Here is an 18,643-nt window from a genome sequence, read left to right as displayed (position 1 = left end):
CTCAGATGTCCTCACGGAAATGCGTCAGCAAGTGGTTGACCGGATTGGGCGCGGCCTGGCCGAGCCCGCAAATGGAAGAGTCGCGCATCACTGTCTCCAGGTCGCGCAGGCCCACCTCGTCGAGTACGCCGTCCTTCTGCAACAGCGCCACCATCTTGCCGGTGCCCTCGCGGCACGGCGTGCACTGGCCGCAGCTCTCATGCTTGAAGAACTTCAACAGGTTGAGCGTTGCCGCCTTGGCGCTGTCGTGATCGGAGAATACCACGACGGCATGTGAACCCACAAACGCGCCCTGCTTGGCCAGTTCGCCGCCGAAATCGAGCGGAATGTCGCCCATCGAGGCCGGCAGGATGCCACCCGAAGCGCCACCCGGCAGATAGGCCTTGAACACATGGCCGTCGGCCATGCCGCCGCAATGCTGCTCGATCAGTTCGCGCACGGTGACGCCGGCCGGGGCCAGCTTGACGCCGGGATTCTTGACCCGGCCCGAAACCGACCACGATCGGACGCCAGGATGGCCGGGCTTGCCAAGGGCGGCAAACCACTCCGCACCCTTCTCGACGATGTCGCGGATCCACCACAGCGTCTCAACATTGTGGTTGAGCGTCGGACGGCCAAACAGGCCCACCTCGGCAATGTAAGGCGGCCGGTGGCGCGGCAGCCCGCGCTTGCCTTCGATCGATTCCAGCATCGCGCTTTCCTCGCCGCAGATATAGGCACCTGCACCGCGCCGAAGCTCGATGAAGCCGGGCGCTGCAAGGCCGGCAGCTTCCAATGCGGCGATTTCGGTGCGCAATATATGCAGCACCGCCGGATATTCGTCACGCATATAGAAATAGATGCGCTCGGCTTGCACCGCATGGGCGGCGATCAGCGCGCCTTCCAGCGTACGGTGCGGGTCGCGCTCCAGATAGACGCGGTCCTTGAAAGTGCCCGGTTCGCCTTCGTCGCCATTGATCGACATCAGGCGTGGGCCGGGATAGGAGCGAACGAACTCCCACTTCTTGCCAGCGGGGAAACCCGCTCCGCCAAGGCCGCGCAGGCCAGCGCTCTGCATCGTCGCCATCAACGCTTCGGCGGTCACCTCGCCGCTGCGCATCTTTGCAAGAAGTTGATAGCCGCCTTCAGCGCGATAGGCTGCAAGTCCGGTGTAGCCAGGCACCGCAACCGCCGTATCTCCGGTTCTGGCCATATCCAGCAGGCTCTCGGTCGTCGCATGGTCGACCTCGCGATCGCCGATGCGGGCGGCAGGCGCGCCGGCACAGCGGCCCATGCAAGGCGCGCGCACGACGCGAACTGCGTTCGGGTCCACGCCGGCGGCAAGACCAGCAACCAGGTCCTCCGCGCCAGCCAGCATGCAGCTGATGGAATCGCAGACCCTTATCGTCAGCGGCGCCGGCGCGACATCGCCTTCCTTGACCACGTCGAAATGATCGTAGAACGATGCAACTTCATAGATTTCCGCCTGGGACAGCCGCATGTCTTCCGCCAGCGCCCGCAAATGGCTGGCCGAGAGGCACCCGTACTTGTCCTGGATCAGATGGAGAAACTCGATCAATAGGTCGCGCCGACGTTCCCGCGATCCCAGGAGAGCTCTCACTTCCCGAAGCGCGACATCATCAAGCCCACGGCCCTTCGGACCCCGATCGCGGCGGCGGCGATCTTGAACTGTCATGCTCTCTCCCCTGACGACGTTTCTTCGGCGACGACCCAAAAAGAGGTTGTCGGATTTTGACTATAAGGCAAAAGATATTCCCAAGGATACATATTTTTAGCGTTTCAGCAAATTTTGCCTGAATATGCAGCCTTGATACCAACAAACCCGCTCATCATCGTCTCACATCGCTGCCTGGGTCCATACGCCTTTCGATCAGGAATATTATCCGGTCGCCGGCGCGTTCCGTATTTTCGATACGATCCCCGGTTTCGCGTACGAGATTGGGAATGTCGATGGCCGACAAAGGGTCGGTGCAATGGACTTCGAGTTTACCGCCCGCCCCCACGGCACCCAGAGCCTTGCGGGTCTTCAAGGCAGGCAGGGGACATTTCAGTCCAGAGAGATCGAGCTTTATCGTTGTCATTTGAGAAAGCCTATTATCTTCCTCGATCAAGGCCAAGTCACAAACTTGAAAGTGCCTTGGTTACGGTCAATGCCGCGCAAGCAGCAGGAGTGCCCTTTAGAGAAGACTTGCGTAAGGCAGGAAGGAAACCGTTTCGCCAACTTCAACGCTTGTTATCCGCTCGCGAAGCTCGACGAGGCCATCGGTTTCGACAAGCGACGACAGCAACCCCGCCCCCTCGCGCGGGAACTTCATCGCTTCGACGGTGCCGTCCTCCGCGGTTCGCAGGCTGGCGCGCACATATTCACGGCGGCCAGCCTTCTTTCTGTAAGTAAAGGCCGCGCGCAACCGGATCGCGGCAGGAGGTCCGGATTGCGTGCCGGACAACGCGAATATGGCAGGCCGGGCGACATTGACGAAAGTGACGAAACTCGCCACCGGGTTGCCGGGAAGCCCAAGGAACGGGGTTCCTCCGACCACCCCCATGGCGACGGGGCGGCCAGGCTTGATGGCCATGCGCCAGAAGACAAGCGTGCCAATGCTCTCTACCGCCGTCTTGACGTAGTCCGCATCGCCCGTCGAGACGCCGCCGGAGGTCAGGACCAGATCATGCTCCGCAGCCGCATTCTTGATGACGGAAGCCGTCGCGATGGCATCGTCACCAAGGATCCCGAGGTCTGAAATCTCGCAGCCCAGACGAGCAAGCATGGATTTCAGCATGAAACGATTGGAATCGAAAAGCTGCGTGGAACCACGCTGTGCACCGGGCGCGACGATTTCATTGCCGGTTGAAAACACGGCGACGCGGATACGGCGACGAACCTCGATCTTGGTTTGGCCCAAGGCGGCCGCAAGAGCCACATCCTGGGGCCGCATGCGATGTCCTGCCCGCAACACGACCTGCCCGACCGCAACGTCTTCGCCGGCCGGACGGGCATTGGCACCACGTTTCAGGCCGGGCGGTAGAATGACGTGACCCTCGTGCGTCAGATCAACGTCTTCCTGCATGAAGACGGTATCCGCCCCGGCGGGCATGGGAGCGCCGGTGAAGACCCGAGCTGCTTCGCCTGGGCCCACGGTGACGATTTCGCCACCGCCCGCCTGAATGCGACCGACCAAGGCAAACGTCTTCTTTTCACCCGACGGCAAGTCGACGCCGCGCACTGCATATCCGTCGACAGCCGAATTCGTGAAAGGCGGCAGCGGCAGAGGCGCGATCAGATCGCGCGCCAATATACGCCCGTCGGCAAGGACGACGGGGACATCCTCCACGCCCTCCACCACGGTGAGGCGATCTGCGAGCAGTTGGGCTGCTTCATCTACTGGCAACAGAGGGCCGGCAAAAGCAAAGCAGTCGTCGGAAAGTTGTGCCATCCTCCGAAATCTACCTTTCACTCAACGCGAACCTTGGGGTTGGGCGACTTACCACTAGATAAGGCTGACGTGCGAGCTATTTCGTGTAAACGTCGTGGCGCGACTGCCGCGACAGGCCTTGCGCGCGGCACACAGACGGAAAATATAAACGACATGAGAGACCGAAGCGACATTCCTGCCATTATGCCCGACCCGGAAAATCCCCGACTTACCGAAAGGGTGACAGGAATAGACCAAACCGGCGTGGCCGTTGAAGCTACGGTTCCCGTCGAACGCGCCCTCACGCTCTATCTCAACGCTCAGGAGATCGTCACCATGATGACGATCAACGACTATCCAGACTATCTGGCGCTGGGCTACCTGCTCAACCAAAACATGCTCAAGCCCGACGATGTCGTCACGGAGATCGATTATGACGACGATCTTCAGGTCGTGGTCGTGCGAACGGAGACCAACACGAATTACGAGCAGAAGCTGAAAAAACGGACGCTTACTTCAGGCTGCGCGCAAGGCACCACCTTCGGCGATCTCATGGAGGCGATGGAGGACATCGAACTTCCCGCGGCCGAATTGAGAACGTCCTGGCTCTATCAGATGACCCGTACCATCAACACCGTGCCTTCGCTTTATCTTGAGGCTGGCGCGATCCATGGCTGCGTGCTTTGCAAGCAGGGCGAGCCGATCTGCTACATGGAAGATGTCGGTCGCCACAACGCCGTCGACAAGCTTGCCGGCTGGATGTACCGCCATGGCATCGACCCCTCGGACAAAATTCTCTACACCACGGGCCGCCTCACCTCAGAGATGACGATCAAGACTGTGCGCATGGGAATTCCGATCCTGGTGTCGCGATCGGGGTTCACCTCCTGGGGCGTGAAGCTGGCGCGGCAAACGGGATTGACGCTGGTCGGGCGGGCCCGAGGCAAACGTTTCACGGCACTCTCCGGTGAAAAGCGGATCGTTTTCGATCAGGATATTTCCACCATAGAAGAAGAGCGCCCAAAGCACGCACGCAAGAGTTCCGAAAATGACGAATAAGCTGCCACAGACGGTCGGGGTCATATTGGCTGGCGGACTGGCGCGCCGCATGGGCGGCGGCGACAAGCCGATGCGCGAAATCGGCGGCCGAACGATCCTCGACCACGTCATCGAAAGATTTTCGCCGCAATGCGAGCAGCTGGTGTTGAACGCCAATGGCGATCCCGGCCGCTTTGCGGCTTTCGACCTGCCGGTTGTGGCCGACACAGTCGCGGACTATCCTGGACCGCTTGCCGGCGTGCTTGCCGCGCTCGACTGGACGGCCGCGAACCAGCCGCAGACCCAGTGGCTGGTCAGCACCGCCGGCGATTGCCCTTTCCTGCCGCGCGATTTGGTCGAACGGCTCCACCAGGCCCGGCTGCGCGAAGATGCCCAACTCGCGGTCGCCGCATCCGACGGGCGCTCACATCCGGTGATCGGCCTGTGGAGTGTCGCGTTGCGCGACGATCTGCGCCATGCGTTGGTGGAGGAAAACTTGCGCAAGATCGACCGCTGGACCGCGCGCTACCGGCTTGCCACGGTGACCTGGTCCGTCGAACCGGTCGATCCGTTTTTCAACGCCAATACGGTGGAAGATCTGTCCGAGGCGGAGCGGCTGGCAAAACTTGCGAACCAGTGAAGTCGCGATCTTTCAGATACGCAGGCCGCACGTCAGGTATTTGCTTTTTGCCGTTATCCGAAACCGTTTCCCACTTTCGGGCGACATGCATCAAGCCGGTCGAAAGCCGGCTTTCTCCAGTTCGGCGCGGCTTGCGGGCGAGCGCAACGCTTCCAGGAAGGCCTGCACCGCCGGCCGGGACTTGCGCCTCGAAATCAGCGCGAAATCATAGTGCTCTTCCGTTAGCGAAATGAACCCAAGCCCGCTGGCGCGGGCGACGGTTGAAATGGTCACGCCCCAGTCCGCGCGCTTTTGCGCCACTGCGGCCGCAACGGCATTGTGGGAGCGTGGCTGGTTCCAGTAGCCATCCGGCCGTGCCTGCCCGAGCAGTTTGTCGATCAGAATGCGGGTCCCTGCCCCTTGGTTGCGGTTGACCATCATGCAGTCCGCATCGGTCAGCGCAGCAGCAAGCGCCTCGTCAGCCGATTTGCCTTCAAAGCGCGAATCTCCCGGCCGGTAGACGATACCCTGCATGCGCCGCCAGCCCGGCACGAGTTCGAACCCTTCGCCCAGGAAGGGTGTGTTGTAGGTCTGGGTCTTGTCGTCGAACAGATGGATGGGTGCCAGATCGCATTCGCCACGCCTGGCCGCGGCCAGCCCGCCAAGGCTCCCGACAGCAAGCGACCGGGCAGAAAGGCCAGTGCGCGCGAGCGGTGCCAACACAAGGTCGAGCCCGGTGCAATGGCTGCCGATAATGACCAGGTCGGGAATCCGCACATGTGGCGTAAACAGCGTCACGTCAACCTGCGCCCCACCAGGCAGATGATCTGAAAGCGCGTCGATACGAACGAAACCGTCAGCCTGAGCAAACGAAGTAACGGCGCCCGAGCCCTTTCCGGTCGGGTAGGCGACGAGGCCGTTGTCGCCTTCGACCAGCGACACCATCACGAATTCCGTGCGCCCGAGTTCCGAGCCGACACGCAGCGGGATTTCCGCCGTCACCTGAGTCTCTGCTCTTGGCGGCAGGCCAGCCATACGGCGCAGCACCGGCACGATAATGTCGTGAAAGGTGAACATGGCGGAAGTCGGGAACCCCGGCAGGATTACAACGGGTTTTCCGTCGCAAACGGCGAGACAAAGCGGCTTGCCCGGCTTCAGCGCCACGCCATGTGCAACGATCCCCGGTTGACCGAGCCGGGCAATGATCCGATGGCTGAGATCGCCGGCGCCTTTTGACGTGCCGCCGGACAGGATCAGCATATCGGAGACCGCAAGAGCATCGCGCATGGCATGTTCGAGCCGAGCCTCGTCATCCGCAATTGCGCCAAGGAACAGAGCCTCTCCGCCATTTTCGGCGATTGCCGCACTGACGACCGCACCGTTTGCATCGTATACGGCAGCCGGGCGCAACGGTTCTCCCGGCTGGACGAGTTCGTCGCCGGTCGACAGCACAGCAACTCGGGGCTTTCGCGCAACAGCGACCCGCGAAACGCCGCATGTGGCCAGCATGCCGATTTCCCGCGACCCGATCTGCGTTCCCGCGCGCAGCAGAACCTCGCCCCGTGCAATATCCGATCCGGCATAGGCGACGAATTGGCCAGGCGATGCACTGCGCCGAATCTCCACGGCGCTGTCGCCAACCGGCTGGGTATGTTCGACCATGATGACCGCATCGGCGCCGCGCGGCAGCGGACCACCCGTCGCGATCGTCGTTGCCGTACCAGCAGCGACGGTTTCGGTCGGCTCGACACCGCAGGCTATGACTTCTCCATTCAAACTAAGACGCACGGGCATTGCCTCGGAAGCAGAGGCGATATCTGCCGCCCGGACGGCGAAGCCATCAACACCCGAACGATCAAAGGGCGGCGCATCGAGAGGCGCCACTATATCGCGCGCCAGGGCCAGGCCGAGCGCATCGGCCAGCAAACGCTCTTCCGCCGGCACGTCACGCGGAAACAGCGCCGCATCAAAGCGGGCTATGGCATCCTCGCGTGACAGGACGGTCAAGAACTGGTCTTGCGAAACCCCTTCCGAACGGCGGGGGGCTGGAGAGCGGGATGAGTTGGCCATGCCGGGTCCTTATCTCAGGCCATGCGCAGTGGAAAGGCTTCGACCGGCGCCCCTGCTGCATATCCCTCACTGTCTGCGGCAATCGCAAGCCAAGCATCTGCCATGCGAAGATGGTCCAGCGAAAGATCGCCAACGCCAAGTGGCATCCACCCGGCTTGCTCCTGTCGAACCAACCCGATTTCGGCGATGCCGACCGTCGACGAAATCTTGCGCGCCAAGGGCAATGTGATGCCAAATCTGCCTGTGCGGCCAGTGAGACGGTCGAGCACCGGTTGCACGAGCGCATGATAGGCGGCAAACGCCTGATCGGGTGCGCCAGGTAGCGCCACCACAGGGACAGGGCCGCGTTTTCCGGTGGCAACGGTGTGGCCGGGCCGCAGCGCAATGCCATGTGCGATCAGCGCATTATCCATCGACAACGCTTGCGCTGTCGCGTCAGTGCGGCCAAATCCGGTGCCGCCAACGACAACCATCAAGTCGCATTCATGGCTGGCCAATGCGCCGGCTATCGACTTGGCGTCGCGTGCCGAAGTTTTGACGGAGACGCGCATTCCTGCCCCCTCGAGCAAATCGGCGATCAACTGCACGGTCAGCAAACGGCCGTCGCCCGCAGCCACATCGATCAGGCCAATGTTGGGCGAACGCACCGCAACCCTTTCAAATCCGGCGGCGCGCGCGGCCAGGATATCGGCGAAGCCTATGCGGCGGCCATCGAGAAGAACCGGCCGACCCGCCGAAATGTCCTCGCCGGTACGGCGGATACCTTCGCCGGGAATCGCATCCATATAGGCTTGCGCGATCGGCCCTTCCGATTCGACAAGCTCGGCCTTCAGGACGCAGTCGCAACTATCGGGGAGTTTGTCGCCGGCTTCGACCCATACCGGGGCATTGATCAGGGGAACCGGCGAATAGGATGAGGCACCGGCAAGGTCGAGCGAACGCAGGGCCCAGCCGTCGATGACAGCCCTGTTCCATTCAGGCTGCGGCACCGCAAGCTCTGCCGTTGCGGCGGCAATGCGACCGCGCGCCTGTTCAAGCGGCACGGAAACAGGGGCGACCGCAACCAGCCCGTCGAGCAGTTCGGCGAGCGCCGATTCGAGGCTGGTCAGCGCGCCGTTTGAAGGCTGCGTTCTGCTCATGCCCAATGATGGGCCAGGTGTGATCGGGTTTGCAACCGGCAAAGGCAAGTGGCGGAAGGAACACCCTTTCCGCCACTGCATAAAATCCGCGACGCGATGCGATCAGGAAGGATCGCGGCTGGCGTTGGGGAAGAACAGCTGCTGGCCGTCGATCTTGTATTCGGAAATCGCTTTCTGTCCTTCATCGGAAACGAGGTAATCGATGAAGCTTTGACCGAGATCGGCCTTCACGGTCGGGAACTTTTCCGGATTGACCAGCATGACGCCATATTGGTTGAACAGCCGCTTGTCGCCCTCGACCACGACCTCAAGATCGCCGCGATTCTTGAACGAAAGCCAGGTGCCACGGTCGGCAAGCACATAGGCGTTCATGGCGCCGGCAGTGTTCAAAGCCGCGCCCATGCCCTGGCCGATGTCGCGATACCACTCGCCCTTTGCCGTATCGATATCGACACCGGCTTCCTTCCACAGCTTCAATTCGGCGCTGTGCGTGCCCGATTTGTCGCCGCGTGAGACGAACGGCGCCTGCTTGGCAAGGACGGCCGCAAAGGCCGCGGTAATATCCTTGGTTCCCTTGATGCCGGCCGGGTCGCTCTTCGGCCCAATCAGCACGAAGTCATTGTACATGACGTCGTAGCGCTTGACGCCGAAGCCCTCGCTCAGGAACTTTTCTTCCTGCGCCTTGGCGTGGACGAACACGACATCGGCATCACCGCGCCGCGCGGTGTCCAGCGCCTGCCCGGTGCCCTGCGCGATGACCTTCACGTCGATGCCGGTCTTGGCCTTGAACAGCGGCAGAAGATAATCGAAGAGGCCCGAATCCTGCGTAGACGTGGTGGAAGCCACCACGATCGACTTGTCCTGCGCGACAGCGGAAAAACTGCTGGCGGTTAGAAATGCCAGCGCGGCGAATGCGGAAAAGAGACGACGGTTCAACAATGGAAACTCCCATTTTCTAGATGACGAGGTCGCCGCGCACGAATGCCGCGGCCTCAAGGGTTGAAGGACGATCGAAGAAATCAGAGGCGCCAGCGCGCTCGCACAAACGGCCACGAACGAGAAAGACCACCTCTCCTGCCAGACGGCGCACCTGACCCAGATCATGCGATGCCATGACCACCTTGATGCCGGACTGCGAGGCCATCGTGATGATCTCCTCGACCGCGCGGGTGGCGGCAGGATCGAGGCTGGCTGTCGGCTCGTCGAGTAGCAGGAGTTCCGGCTCACGAGCCAGCGCACGCGCCAGGGCGACACGCTGCTGCTCTCCGCCTGAAAGCCGCCTTGCGGGGCGGCTTGCAAGCTCCAGCAGGCCGACGCGCGAGAGCGCCTCCTCCATGCGGGCCATGCGCTGCTTGCGCGGCAGGCCGGCCTTCGCCAAGCCATAGACGACATTGTCTGCAACCGAGCGGCGCAGCATGACCGGCCGCTGGAACAGCATGGCCAGACGTCCGGGGCGCAGCGCATCGCGCCCGCCCCAACTGATCCTGCCCTCGGAAGGTGTGGCAAGCCCCATGCAAAGCCTGAGCAGGGACGTCTTGCCCGAACCGTTTGGCCCCACGATCAGCGTCGGCGCGCCGGGGGCAATGGACAGGTCCACGCGATCCAGGATCGTGGTGGCGCCGGCACGCAGCGACACGCCTTCGAGCCTGACCGGAAGATCGCTCGACAGGTCGCGCATGCTCAACCCGCCCGCTGCTCTGACCAGACGCGCACGCCCCAGGCGGCGGCGTTGATCATCAAAATGAGCGTTATCAGGATCAGGCCCAGCCCCATCGCGAGCGGCAGGTTGCCCTTGGATGTCTCCAGCGCGATCGTGGTCGTCATGGTACGGGTGAAACCGTCGATATTGCCGCCGACGATCATGACCGTGCCGACTTCGGCGGCGGCGCGGCCGAAACCTGCCAGCAGCGCGGTGAGCAGGCTGTAGCGGCTGTCCCACAACAGCGTCGCCATGCGCCCAGCCGCCCCGACATTCATCGCCGTCAGTTCGTCGCGATATTCATGCCAAAGATCCTCGATCGTCTGGCGTGACAGTGACGCAATGATCGGCACCACCAGCAGGGCCTGGGCGATCACCATCGCAAGGGGTGTGAACAGGATGCCAAAGACACCGAGCGGCCCTGACCGCGACAAAAGGAGAAAGACGGTCAGGCCAACCACCACCGGCGGCAGGCCCATGAAACCGTTGAGAAGCACGATCAATGCGGTGCGACCGCGAAACCGGGTGAGCGCAACCGCGGCACCCAGCGGCAGGCCTACCAGCACCGCGATGGCTACTGCCGACAGGCTGACAGCCAGCGACAGCCGCACGATCGCATAAAGCGTCGCGTCGCCGCTGATGATCAATTCCCAAGCGCTCAGGCTGTCGGACATAATCCTCTCCAGCCGCGTTTCTGTGCAATCGCTCCACTTCTGTCAAATGATTGAATTCGACCTAAAATATGCATATGCATGCAGGCATGGATCTACTTACCACCTCCGAAGCAGCCGACTATTTGCGCCTGGGCGAGCGAAAGCTGTACGAACTGGTCGCCAACAACGAGATTCCTTGCAGCAAGGTCACCGGCAAATGGCTGTTCCCACGCCACGAACTCGACCGCTGGGTTCTTTCCGGGCTGGCACAGCCGGCTGGAATGGTTCCTGCAAATCCGCCGCCCATCGTCGGGGGCAGCCAGGATGATCTGCTGGAATGGTGCCTGCGCCAGTCGGGGTCCGGTCTGGCCTCGCTGAACGAAGGGAGCGAAAACGGCTTGATCCGACTGCTTCGCGGGGAAATTGCCGCGGCAGCGATCCATTTCCATTCGCTGGACGAGGCCGGAGAGCCGGCAAACGCCACGGCAGTGCAGAAACAGCCACTGCTCCACGACGCCGTGGTTGTCGCCTTTACCCGCCGCGAGCAAGGCCTTCTCCTGCCACCCGGCAACCCGAAAGAACTGCAAAGTTTCGCCGACGTCCTGAACCGCGACGTCAAGATGGCTACAAGGCAGAAGGGCGCGGGCGCGCAAATGCTGCTGGAAACCCTGCTGCAGCGTTCAGGGGTGAGCCCCTCGGATCTGAACCGCCTCGAACCGCCTTGCCTGACCGGACCGGACCTTGCCGCCGCCATCCGGGCGGGTGCGGCCGACTGTGGTATCGCGACTCGTGCCGCCGCCCGCGCGCACGATCTCGATTTCGTTCCTCTCCTATGGGAGGAATTCGACCTGGTTATGCGCCAGCGCACCTATTTCCAGCCGCCGATGCAAGCATTGCTCCGCTTCATCGCGGGCGATGATCTGGCAACACACGCGGCGGACCTTGACGGCTACGACGTAACACCGGCTGGAACCGTCCGCTTCTGCAACTGATGACCCGGTCATCATCGACAATTTCAGATAGTTGAATGGCGCGCCCGAAAGGATTCGAACCTCTGACCCCCAGATTCGTAGTCCTTACCTGAAAATTGGAGCTGGGCATCGAAACCCTTGAAAAACGCCAAAATCTCGTGATTCCGCCCTGCTCGGCCTTTTCGTCTGCCACTCGGGATCGTTGGTTGAAGAAGGATTCTATCGGTTGAGCGTGGTATGAGCTTGGTATAAGCCCGTTAACCGGGAGCCTGCTAGGTTCCGATCGGCGAAACAAGGATTCACGGGCATGCCATCGAAGCGAGCTGACATCGGCCCCGCCGAAGTTCAGGAGGCGCGGGCCGCAGCCGAGGCGCGCCGCCATACGAGCGGTGATCCCCTCATCATTGCCGACGACATCTGCCGCGGCCTTTCCCTCCGCGTTCAGGGCGGCTCCGCATCTTGGATTTTGAAGTTCGCTGGCCGAACGAAGTCGCTCGGTAACCTGGCGGAGATCCGCACCGCGAAGGCTGCACGGGAGCTTGCCGCGCAGACTCGTGCGCTCATGCGGGATGGCGCTGAGGTAAGAACCTATGTGCGGTCCCGGCAGGCCGGGAAGGACCACGAGAAAGCCAGCGCGAAGGTAGCCAGCGAACAGGCGCGCGCTGCGGGCCGATGGACGTGGGAGGATTTGGCGACCCAATACGCCGACGTTTATCTCTCCAACCCCCGGATGACAACGCGAGGGATCGTCAAGCAGCCTTCCCTTTCGACGGCGGCGGAGGCCCGCCGATATCTGATGATGGAGGAAGCCAAGCCGCTGTTCGGCAGGCTGCTGTCTGAACTCCGACCCGGCGATCTGGAGGAGATCCGCGACGTCTGCGAGAAGGCCGGAAGGAAAACGGCCTCGCGCCAGTTCGTCGCTTACGCCAAGGGCGCCCTGTCCTTCGCGCGGAAGAAGCACAGCCGCAGCGCGGGCTTGGAGGGTGCGCCGAAATGGTGGCTGGAAGTGGAGAAGTTGGACTCCACCATTCCCGCACCACGTTCCCGGTATCCATCCTTGAAGGGAATCGCGACGGTCCTCTACATGGCCGAAAAGCATCGGGCTATGCCCGGCCGCGAGAGCGGCCGGGAAACGTCGGAGACGGTGCTTTGCGGGCTATGGTGGCTAGCTCTGACGGCTCAGCGCGCGAGCGCGGGGCTGTCCCTCCGGCGCGTGCATGTGCTGCCGTGGCCAGACGGTCCGGAGGGTTGGAAAGTAGCCTTCTTCCCTCCAGAGGTGATGAAAGGAAAACGACCGCATTCCCTACCTATCCCGCACCGCGCTTCCATGCTGCTGGAGCGTGTCCGGATGGCAGTCGGCACGGAGTCGGAATTTGCCTTTCCGGCTCTCCGATTGTTGGGTGAGAACACCGACGCGCCCTTGTCACGTTCCTCCCCGAAGTTGCTCCTCGACCGCCTTCGCGGCCGTCCTGCCGACCTGGAGGCCGACCGGAGGCTTCGCGATGAGGCAGCGAAAGCCGGAGAGGTGATCGAGGACGCGCCGAACCTGCTAGACGGCGTTCCCTACTTCAGTCCGCACGACATGCGCCGTACGTTTGCAACGACCTGCGCCGATCTCGCCGTTCGAGGTGATGCCATTTCGGCCGTTCTCGACCATGCCGACGTGTCCACCGGGCAGGCGCCGATCGTCTCGGCCGACATCACGCGCATCGCCTATGACTATTCGCAGCGGCTCGAATTGAAGCGGTTCGCGATTGAAGCTTGGACGGACGCACTATTCGCCGCCTGTGATGCCTTATGGGCTTCTCATCGCCCCCGACGCTCCTCATTTCGTCCAGTACCGCCACCAATCCACCCGGCCCCAGCGCGACCTGAGAAGCCATCCTTTTCGGCGTCGGAACCGTGGTATGTCACATTCGAAAAATGGGAGGCAGCACGGCCGAAACTGAAGCTCTCCGCGCTCAGAGATACGAGCGAACCACCGGAGAATTGGCGTGAGGCAGAGATGGCGTAACAAACATCCGAACCTCACAACGGACGTGCACCGTCCCCGAAACCTTTGACGTAAGGTTAACTCCTACGGGTCGATCGAGTCGCTATCGATGAGCCAGGCCCATTGCGTACTCCATATCCCCTCACTGATAATCGAGCGCGAACTGCATTATTGATCGAGCGCTGCCGCCCTCGCCAGCGCCGAACTGAACCCGGTGAGCGAAATCGAGAACGCCACCTGCTGCTCGCCGTCATTGGCGACAGCCGTCAGCTTGAGCGCGGTTCCCCCGCGCAACGCGGCAACCATCGCCGCGTCGAAGGTCAGCGGTACGAGGCAGCCGGCTGGCAGGCAGGTTGAGAAGCCGAGGGCAGGCAGAGGCGCGCCCTCGTCGATCCGCAGCACGGCTCCGGAGGAAAGCCGCAGGCCGAAGGGGAGGATCACGACGCCGCTCGCCGTCTCACCATCGTCATCCGGCGCGAGTTCGATCGCCAGCACGCGCTGACGGCTCTGCTGGTTCACCTGGCTCTGCGACAGGGCGCAGCGGGTGGCGGCATTCTGTTGCTGGCACTTCACGACCCAATCGCCATGCGTCTCGTTCAGGGATGAGGCGCCGCCCGGCAGCCCTTCCTGTGCGGCGGCCGTCGTGGCTCCGCACAGTGCGAGGGCAAGGCCGAAGAGAGCCGTCCGGACGGCGGCGGCACTCTTCACGGGACTGCGCGATGCGGCCACGGCGGCTTCGTCAGAACCTGACCGACAGGCCCACATGGCCGCGATGGCTCTGCGTGTTGGAGCCGAAGGAGCCGTCATAGCGCAGCTTCAGCGTGGTGCGCTCGTTGAAGTCGATGCCGAGCCCCGCGCCGACGCTGATGAAGTCGTCGTCCTCCAGCACGCCCGGCGCGGTGAACAAGGCTGCCGCCGGCACGATCTGCGAGGCGGTGACGGCGCGGTCGTCGCCGACATTGTGCTCGTACATCAGTTGCAGTTCCGGCGTGAACACGACCCCGCTCTCGCCGACGATACGCGCCGACATGGATATGCCAGCGCCAAGCCAGGTACGCGAGATGTCGTCCTCGCCGACCACCATGTTCAGCACGCCCGCGCCCGTTTCTGTGAAGCCGTCGCGGCTGCCATGGACATGATCGAGGCTGACGGTCGGGGCGAGGCGGAAGCCGATGTCCTGGCGAATGCCCATGCGCGCGGCGAGGTCGTAGGAGGCTTCGAGGGAAGCGGCGAAGAGGCTGCCGTCAGCCTCGCCCCCCGCCGTTACGCCACCGCCGCCGATGAAGGGAACGTCGCGGGAGAAGTCGTAATCCTGCCAGGCGTAGGAGAGTGCCCCGGAGAGCGCGAATGGGCCGTTCTCCACGCCGCCATAAAGGCCGACATGCCATGCGTCGATATCGGCAGTGGAAAGTCCTGTATCGGCGTCCGTGTTCGTATAGCCGAAGGCCACGCCCGCCCGGCCGAGCGCGCCGCCAAGATCGAAGGTCGAGTCGATGCCGCTCGCCAGTCCGTAGGTGCCCGCGTCATACCCCGTCACGCCGCCATTGGCGTCCACATCCTGCGAAAGGCCAACGATGCTCGCCCATGTGGCGACGCCGTAGCGCGGCAGGCCTGTCACGAAATTGTCGGCCGTATGGCTTCCCTCGACTGGGCCGTAGCCCAGCGGGACCACGCCGCCGAGCGTGTGCCCGCCCAGCCCGTGAAGCTGGCCGCGTTGCTGCAAGGTGTTGGCGAAGAGCCGCCCGGCGCCAAGGCTCGCCTGAAGGCTGTTGGGATAGATCTCCTTCGGGCTGGTCGTGTCGGTCGTCTTGTCGTAGCCGATCACCACGTCGTTGGCATTGTAGATCGCCGTCACGTCCACGTCGGGCAGGTTGTCGGTGACGGTATCGAACTCTCCCGTCACGCCATTAGTCGCTGTCAGGATCGTGTAGTCCTGCGCGTCCGGATATCCGGTCGGATAGGCTATGCCGAGAACGGAAAGCGTTCCGGCGAGCGAGGCCGCACCATCGACCGCCAGAAGGTCCGACGTGCCATCGGCGGCGATCTCCACCTCATAGGTCGAGCCCGCGCCGAAACTGGCATCGCCGACGACGGTCATCGTGCCGATGGAATTGCCGGGCGCCAGCTTGCCGCCGGAATTGACGGTGAGGCCGCCGATCGTGCCGATGCCCATCAGCGTCCCGCCCGCATTAACGCTGACTGCCGAAACCAGAGATCCGGCGACGTTCAGGATGCCACCATTGACGTGGGTCGCTCCCGTGTAGGTGTTGATACCGGAAAGAGTCAGCGCGCCGCTGCCGATCTTCCTCAGGCTGACGGCGTCGAATATCTCGGAAATCGCGCCGGAGACGGTGGTGGAGCGGTTGTCCGAGCCAACCTCGACCAGATCGTCGCTGCCGGTTCCCGCCAGTCGAAAGGCTCCCGCGCCCTCGATCGAGCCGAAGCCGTGCGTCTCTGCGCCGAACGGATCGAAACGAATGGTGAACTCACCGCCCGTATTCGCAACAAGCCGCGCTCCGCTCAGGTCGGCGCCCGAATGGACATTCACCGTCCCGGTCGAGACGATCGCGGCGCTTCGAGCGCTGCTGCCGCTATGGAACGTCGCGAAGGCGTTGTTGGCTACGTTGATCGACGTGCCATCGACATTGCCGGTTCCGATCACCGCAAGTTCGGTAATCACCGATCCATCACCAACCTCCGCCGTTCCGCCGAGCTTGTTCAGAACCGTGAGCACACCACCGTTGACGTAGGTCGTGCCGGAAAAACTGGAGGAATCACCGGAGAGACTGGTGCGTCCGGCCTGCTGCCGAACCTCGCCGTCGCCGCTAAGGGCTGCGGAGAAAATGATGTCGTCGGTATGATTGAAAATCAGTTGCCCGTCGCCAGCGCCGAAGGCGATCGTCGCCGTGTCGATGATGCCCGCCGTCGCGGCCGTTGTCGCTCCGCCGATAACGAGCGTGCCGGCGGAGCCGGCCTCACGAGCGATTTCCACACCGCCGGCGGCGATCCTGCCGCCATTGATGGCTCGCAGCGTACCGGAACCTTCCGCGCCGACGACGAACTGCCCGTCGACAGTCCAGTCCGATCCCGTCCCATCGACAGTGGCGCTGGCGATTGACGTGCCCTCGTAACCCAGCAGCACGTCGCCGCCGGCAATGACCTCGCCGGCCCCTTCGACATTCATCAGCAGCGTCGACACTCTGTCAGGATACGCGCCGACCAGCCGCATATCTCCGGCGACATCCAGTCGGGCGCCGTCAGTGACGCGGATGCGAATGGCGCCAGTATCCGCGACGAAGGAATTTTCGCTCGCTTGCGTTGCTGTCCAGCTTGTGCCGGCGCCGGACAGGATAAGATCGACATCGGACAACGCGACGATGCCGCCGCTTCCCTGGATAGTGGCTCCACCCCCGAGCAGAGTCCGCCCGGTCGTGACCACCGCGCCAGCGGAGATGTCCGCAGTGCCCTTGGCTCCCCCATTGCCGACGGCGAGCCAGTCGAAATTCACCGTTGTGTCGGCGCCGGAAACCAGCAGGCGGGAGTGACCAGACAACGGATCAGCCGGGTTCGACGCGTCGATACTGCGCCCGCGACCGACATCGATCGACGCACCGTTAAAGGTAGCTCCCTCCTCAACCGTCACGGTCGCGTTGGCGGATGAGTTGCCCATGATGATGTACTTGGCGTCTTCCCAGATCGAGCCTGCGCCGCTGATCAGCACCGAAGCGCTTCGCCCCCTCGGCTGAAGATAGCCGACATAGGAGCGACCGATGAACGGATTGGGATCGACCTTGCCTGTGACAAGCTTCGCGCCGCCTGTGATGCGCATGACAGGTTCGTCGATGAAGCCGATCTGGATGCCGCCAGGAGCGCGCAACTCGCTGCCGCTGCCATCGAGAATCAGGGAAGCGCTGTTTCCGGCCGTCCGGCTGCCGAGTGCGACGATGTCGGCTTCGACATAGCCGCCGTTACGGACCTCCATCGATCCCGTGCCTTCCCGGCCGATGATCAGGTTTTCGCCGATCTCCCAGCGCGAGCCGGCTCCCTCGACCGTAGCCGCGCCGGTCGCCGACCCCAGGCTTCCGAGGTGAACGCGGCGGCTATTGGTGACCACGCCGCCATTGCGGACGTTCAGCGAGCCGATGCCTTCCACGCCGATGGTCAGGTCTTCGCCGATCTCCCAGCTCGACCCGGTGCCGTCGACCGTGACCGCGCCGGACCCGGTATCTTGCCTTCCCAGTTGAACACTGCCGCTGTTGGTAATCACGCCGCCATCGCTGACGGTTACTGTTGCGTCGCCATAGGCTCCGAACCAGGATTCCGTATCCGTAATTTCCCAGCGCGAGTCGGCGCCGTCCACCGTGACGGTGCCGGTGCCGCCGATGCGCGCGATCATCGTCGCATTGCTTGTGACGACACCGCCATTCTCGATGCGAAGCTGAGCCTCACCCTGAAAGCCGATGAAGGTAGCGTCGGTCGACCAGAAAGAGCCGCCGGTGACGGTGACGATGCCCTTCGTTCCCGGATCGCGGGTCACGGTCAACTGTCCCGATGTCAGACTGGCGCCGCCGCTGAGCGTCATCGCGCCGTCTGCGGTGACGCTGACAGCGATGCTGCGGCCGTTGAGGTCGACGGCGCCGCTGCCAAGCACGAGCGGATTGGGCATGCTGTTGTTGTTGACCAGCACGTCGAGCGCCCCAGTGGGCACGCCTGTATCCCAATTGGCCGGATCGTACCAATCGGTCGAGACGGTCCCGAGCCATTCCTCTGCATGGGCTGTTTCTGGCGCGCTCGCAAGCGCCCCGAGGCTGGCGAGCGCGAGGCCTGATACGCCGCTCAACAGCCGCCGATGTGATGCAGACATGCTTCCATGCTCCCCCGCTACCCTGACGCAATAGGCTAGCGAGAAGCGCGGTTGCGGCAATACGGATATATAAGCGCAAAAAGGCTCATAAAAGCTCATTGCTTCGCGCAATTGTTCTGAGCTTCTGTTTTGTCGGTTCATGACGCGATCTAACCGACTCATCCGACTTCACGGAACATTTGCA

Annotated in this window: 14 protein-coding genes; 4 read left to right on the top strand and 10 right to left on the bottom strand. The window is 62.8% G+C overall.

Going from position 1 to position 18,643, the window contains the following annotated elements:
- Nucleotide 1: 1 nt before the first annotated feature.
- From ASD64_RS08225 to glp, 3 genes are all read right to left on the bottom strand, one after another.
- Nucleotides 2–1,675, bottom strand: a complete 1,674-nt coding sequence (locus ASD64_RS08225; RefSeq protein WP_056103522.1) for an NAD(P)H-dependent oxidoreductase subunit E — start codon at nucleotides 1,673–1,675, stop codon at nucleotides 2–4.
- Between the two features lie 154 nt (nucleotides 1,676–1,829).
- Nucleotides 1,830–2,081, bottom strand: a complete 252-nt coding sequence (locus tag ASD64_RS08220) for a sulfurtransferase TusA family protein (protein ID WP_056104920.1) — start codon at nucleotides 2,079–2,081, stop codon at nucleotides 1,830–1,832.
- A 96-nt stretch (nucleotides 2,082–2,177) separates the two neighbouring features.
- Nucleotides 2,178–3,434, bottom strand: coding sequence for a gephyrin-like molybdotransferase Glp (gene glp / locus ASD64_RS08215; RefSeq protein ID WP_056103520.1), 1,257 nt, complete (start codon nucleotides 3,432–3,434; stop codon nucleotides 2,178–2,180).
- 153 nt (nucleotides 3,435–3,587) lie between these two features.
- Between glp and fdhD the strand changes: the two genes are divergently transcribed.
- Complete coding sequence (gene fdhD / locus ASD64_RS08210; protein ID WP_056103516.1) at nucleotides 3,588–4,472, top strand: formate dehydrogenase accessory sulfurtransferase FdhD; 885 nt, start codon at nucleotides 3,588–3,590, stop codon at nucleotides 4,470–4,472.
- Nucleotides 4,462–5,091, top strand: coding sequence for a molybdenum cofactor guanylyltransferase MobA (mobA, locus tag ASD64_RS08205; protein WP_056103514.1), 630 nt, complete (start codon nucleotides 4,462–4,464; stop codon nucleotides 5,089–5,091). Before fdhD ends, mobA begins: the two co-directional genes overlap by 11 nt.
- A 90-nt stretch (nucleotides 5,092–5,181) precedes the next feature.
- On the opposite strand, the gene ASD64_RS08200 is transcribed toward mobA, so the two are convergent.
- From ASD64_RS08200 to ASD64_RS08180, 5 genes are all read right to left on the bottom strand, one after another.
- Nucleotides 5,182–7,140: a molybdopterin biosynthesis protein gene (locus tag ASD64_RS08200; RefSeq protein WP_056103510.1), complete on the bottom strand. Its 1,959-nt coding sequence runs from the start codon at nucleotides 7,138–7,140 to the stop codon at nucleotides 5,182–5,184.
- A 14-nt stretch (nucleotides 7,141–7,154) separates the two neighbouring features.
- Nucleotides 7,155–8,279, bottom strand: coding sequence for a molybdopterin-binding protein (locus tag ASD64_RS08195; protein ID WP_056103507.1), 1,125 nt, complete (start codon nucleotides 8,277–8,279; stop codon nucleotides 7,155–7,157).
- 102 nt (nucleotides 8,280–8,381) lie between these two features.
- Nucleotides 8,382–9,218 carry a substrate-binding domain-containing protein gene (locus ASD64_RS08190; protein WP_200957814.1) on the bottom strand — a complete coding sequence of 279 codons (837 nt, stop codon included), beginning with the start codon at nucleotides 9,216–9,218 and terminating at the stop codon, nucleotides 8,382–8,384.
- A gap of 16 nt (nucleotides 9,219–9,234) precedes the next feature.
- Nucleotides 9,235–9,957, bottom strand: coding sequence for a phosphate ABC transporter ATP-binding protein (locus ASD64_RS08185; RefSeq protein WP_156460074.1), 723 nt, complete (start codon nucleotides 9,955–9,957; stop codon nucleotides 9,235–9,237).
- 2 nt (nucleotides 9,958–9,959) lie between these two features.
- Nucleotides 9,960–10,652: an ABC transporter permease gene (locus ASD64_RS08180; protein ID WP_056103500.1), complete on the bottom strand. Its 693-nt coding sequence runs from the start codon at nucleotides 10,650–10,652 to the stop codon at nucleotides 9,960–9,962.
- An 86-nt stretch (nucleotides 10,653–10,738) separates the two neighbouring features.
- Here ASD64_RS08180 and ASD64_RS08175 point away from each other — a divergent pair, with 86 nt between their 5' ends.
- Entirely contained in the window at nucleotides 10,739–11,623 is an 885-nt protein-coding gene (locus ASD64_RS08175; protein WP_056104916.1) for a helix-turn-helix transcriptional regulator, read from the top strand.
- 286 nt (nucleotides 11,624–11,909) lie between these two features.
- Nucleotides 11,910–13,616 carry an integrase family protein gene (locus ASD64_RS08170; protein ID WP_056103497.1) on the top strand — a complete coding sequence of 569 codons (1,707 nt, stop codon included), beginning with the start codon at nucleotides 11,910–11,912 and terminating at the stop codon, nucleotides 13,614–13,616.
- Between the two features lie 147 nt (nucleotides 13,617–13,763).
- Here the strand turns inward: ASD64_RS08170 and ASD64_RS08165 are convergent, their stop codons facing one another.
- Nucleotides 13,764–14,324, bottom strand: coding sequence for an invasion associated locus B family protein (locus tag ASD64_RS08165; protein WP_244480739.1), 561 nt, complete (start codon nucleotides 14,322–14,324; stop codon nucleotides 13,764–13,766).
- A 10-nt stretch (nucleotides 14,325–14,334) separates the two neighbouring features.
- Nucleotides 14,335–18,459: an autotransporter domain-containing protein gene (locus ASD64_RS08160; RefSeq protein WP_056103494.1), complete on the bottom strand. Its 4,125-nt coding sequence runs from the start codon at nucleotides 18,457–18,459 to the stop codon at nucleotides 14,335–14,337.
- Nucleotides 18,460–18,643 lie beyond the last annotated feature (184 nt).

Source organism: Mesorhizobium sp. Root157 (genome assembly GCF_001427385.1).
Classification (GTDB): Bacteria; Pseudomonadota; Alphaproteobacteria; order Rhizobiales; family Rhizobiaceae; genus Mesorhizobium.
The sequence above is the reverse complement of the archived record's forward strand: the minus strand, read 5'-3'. Positions and strand labels throughout refer to the sequence as shown.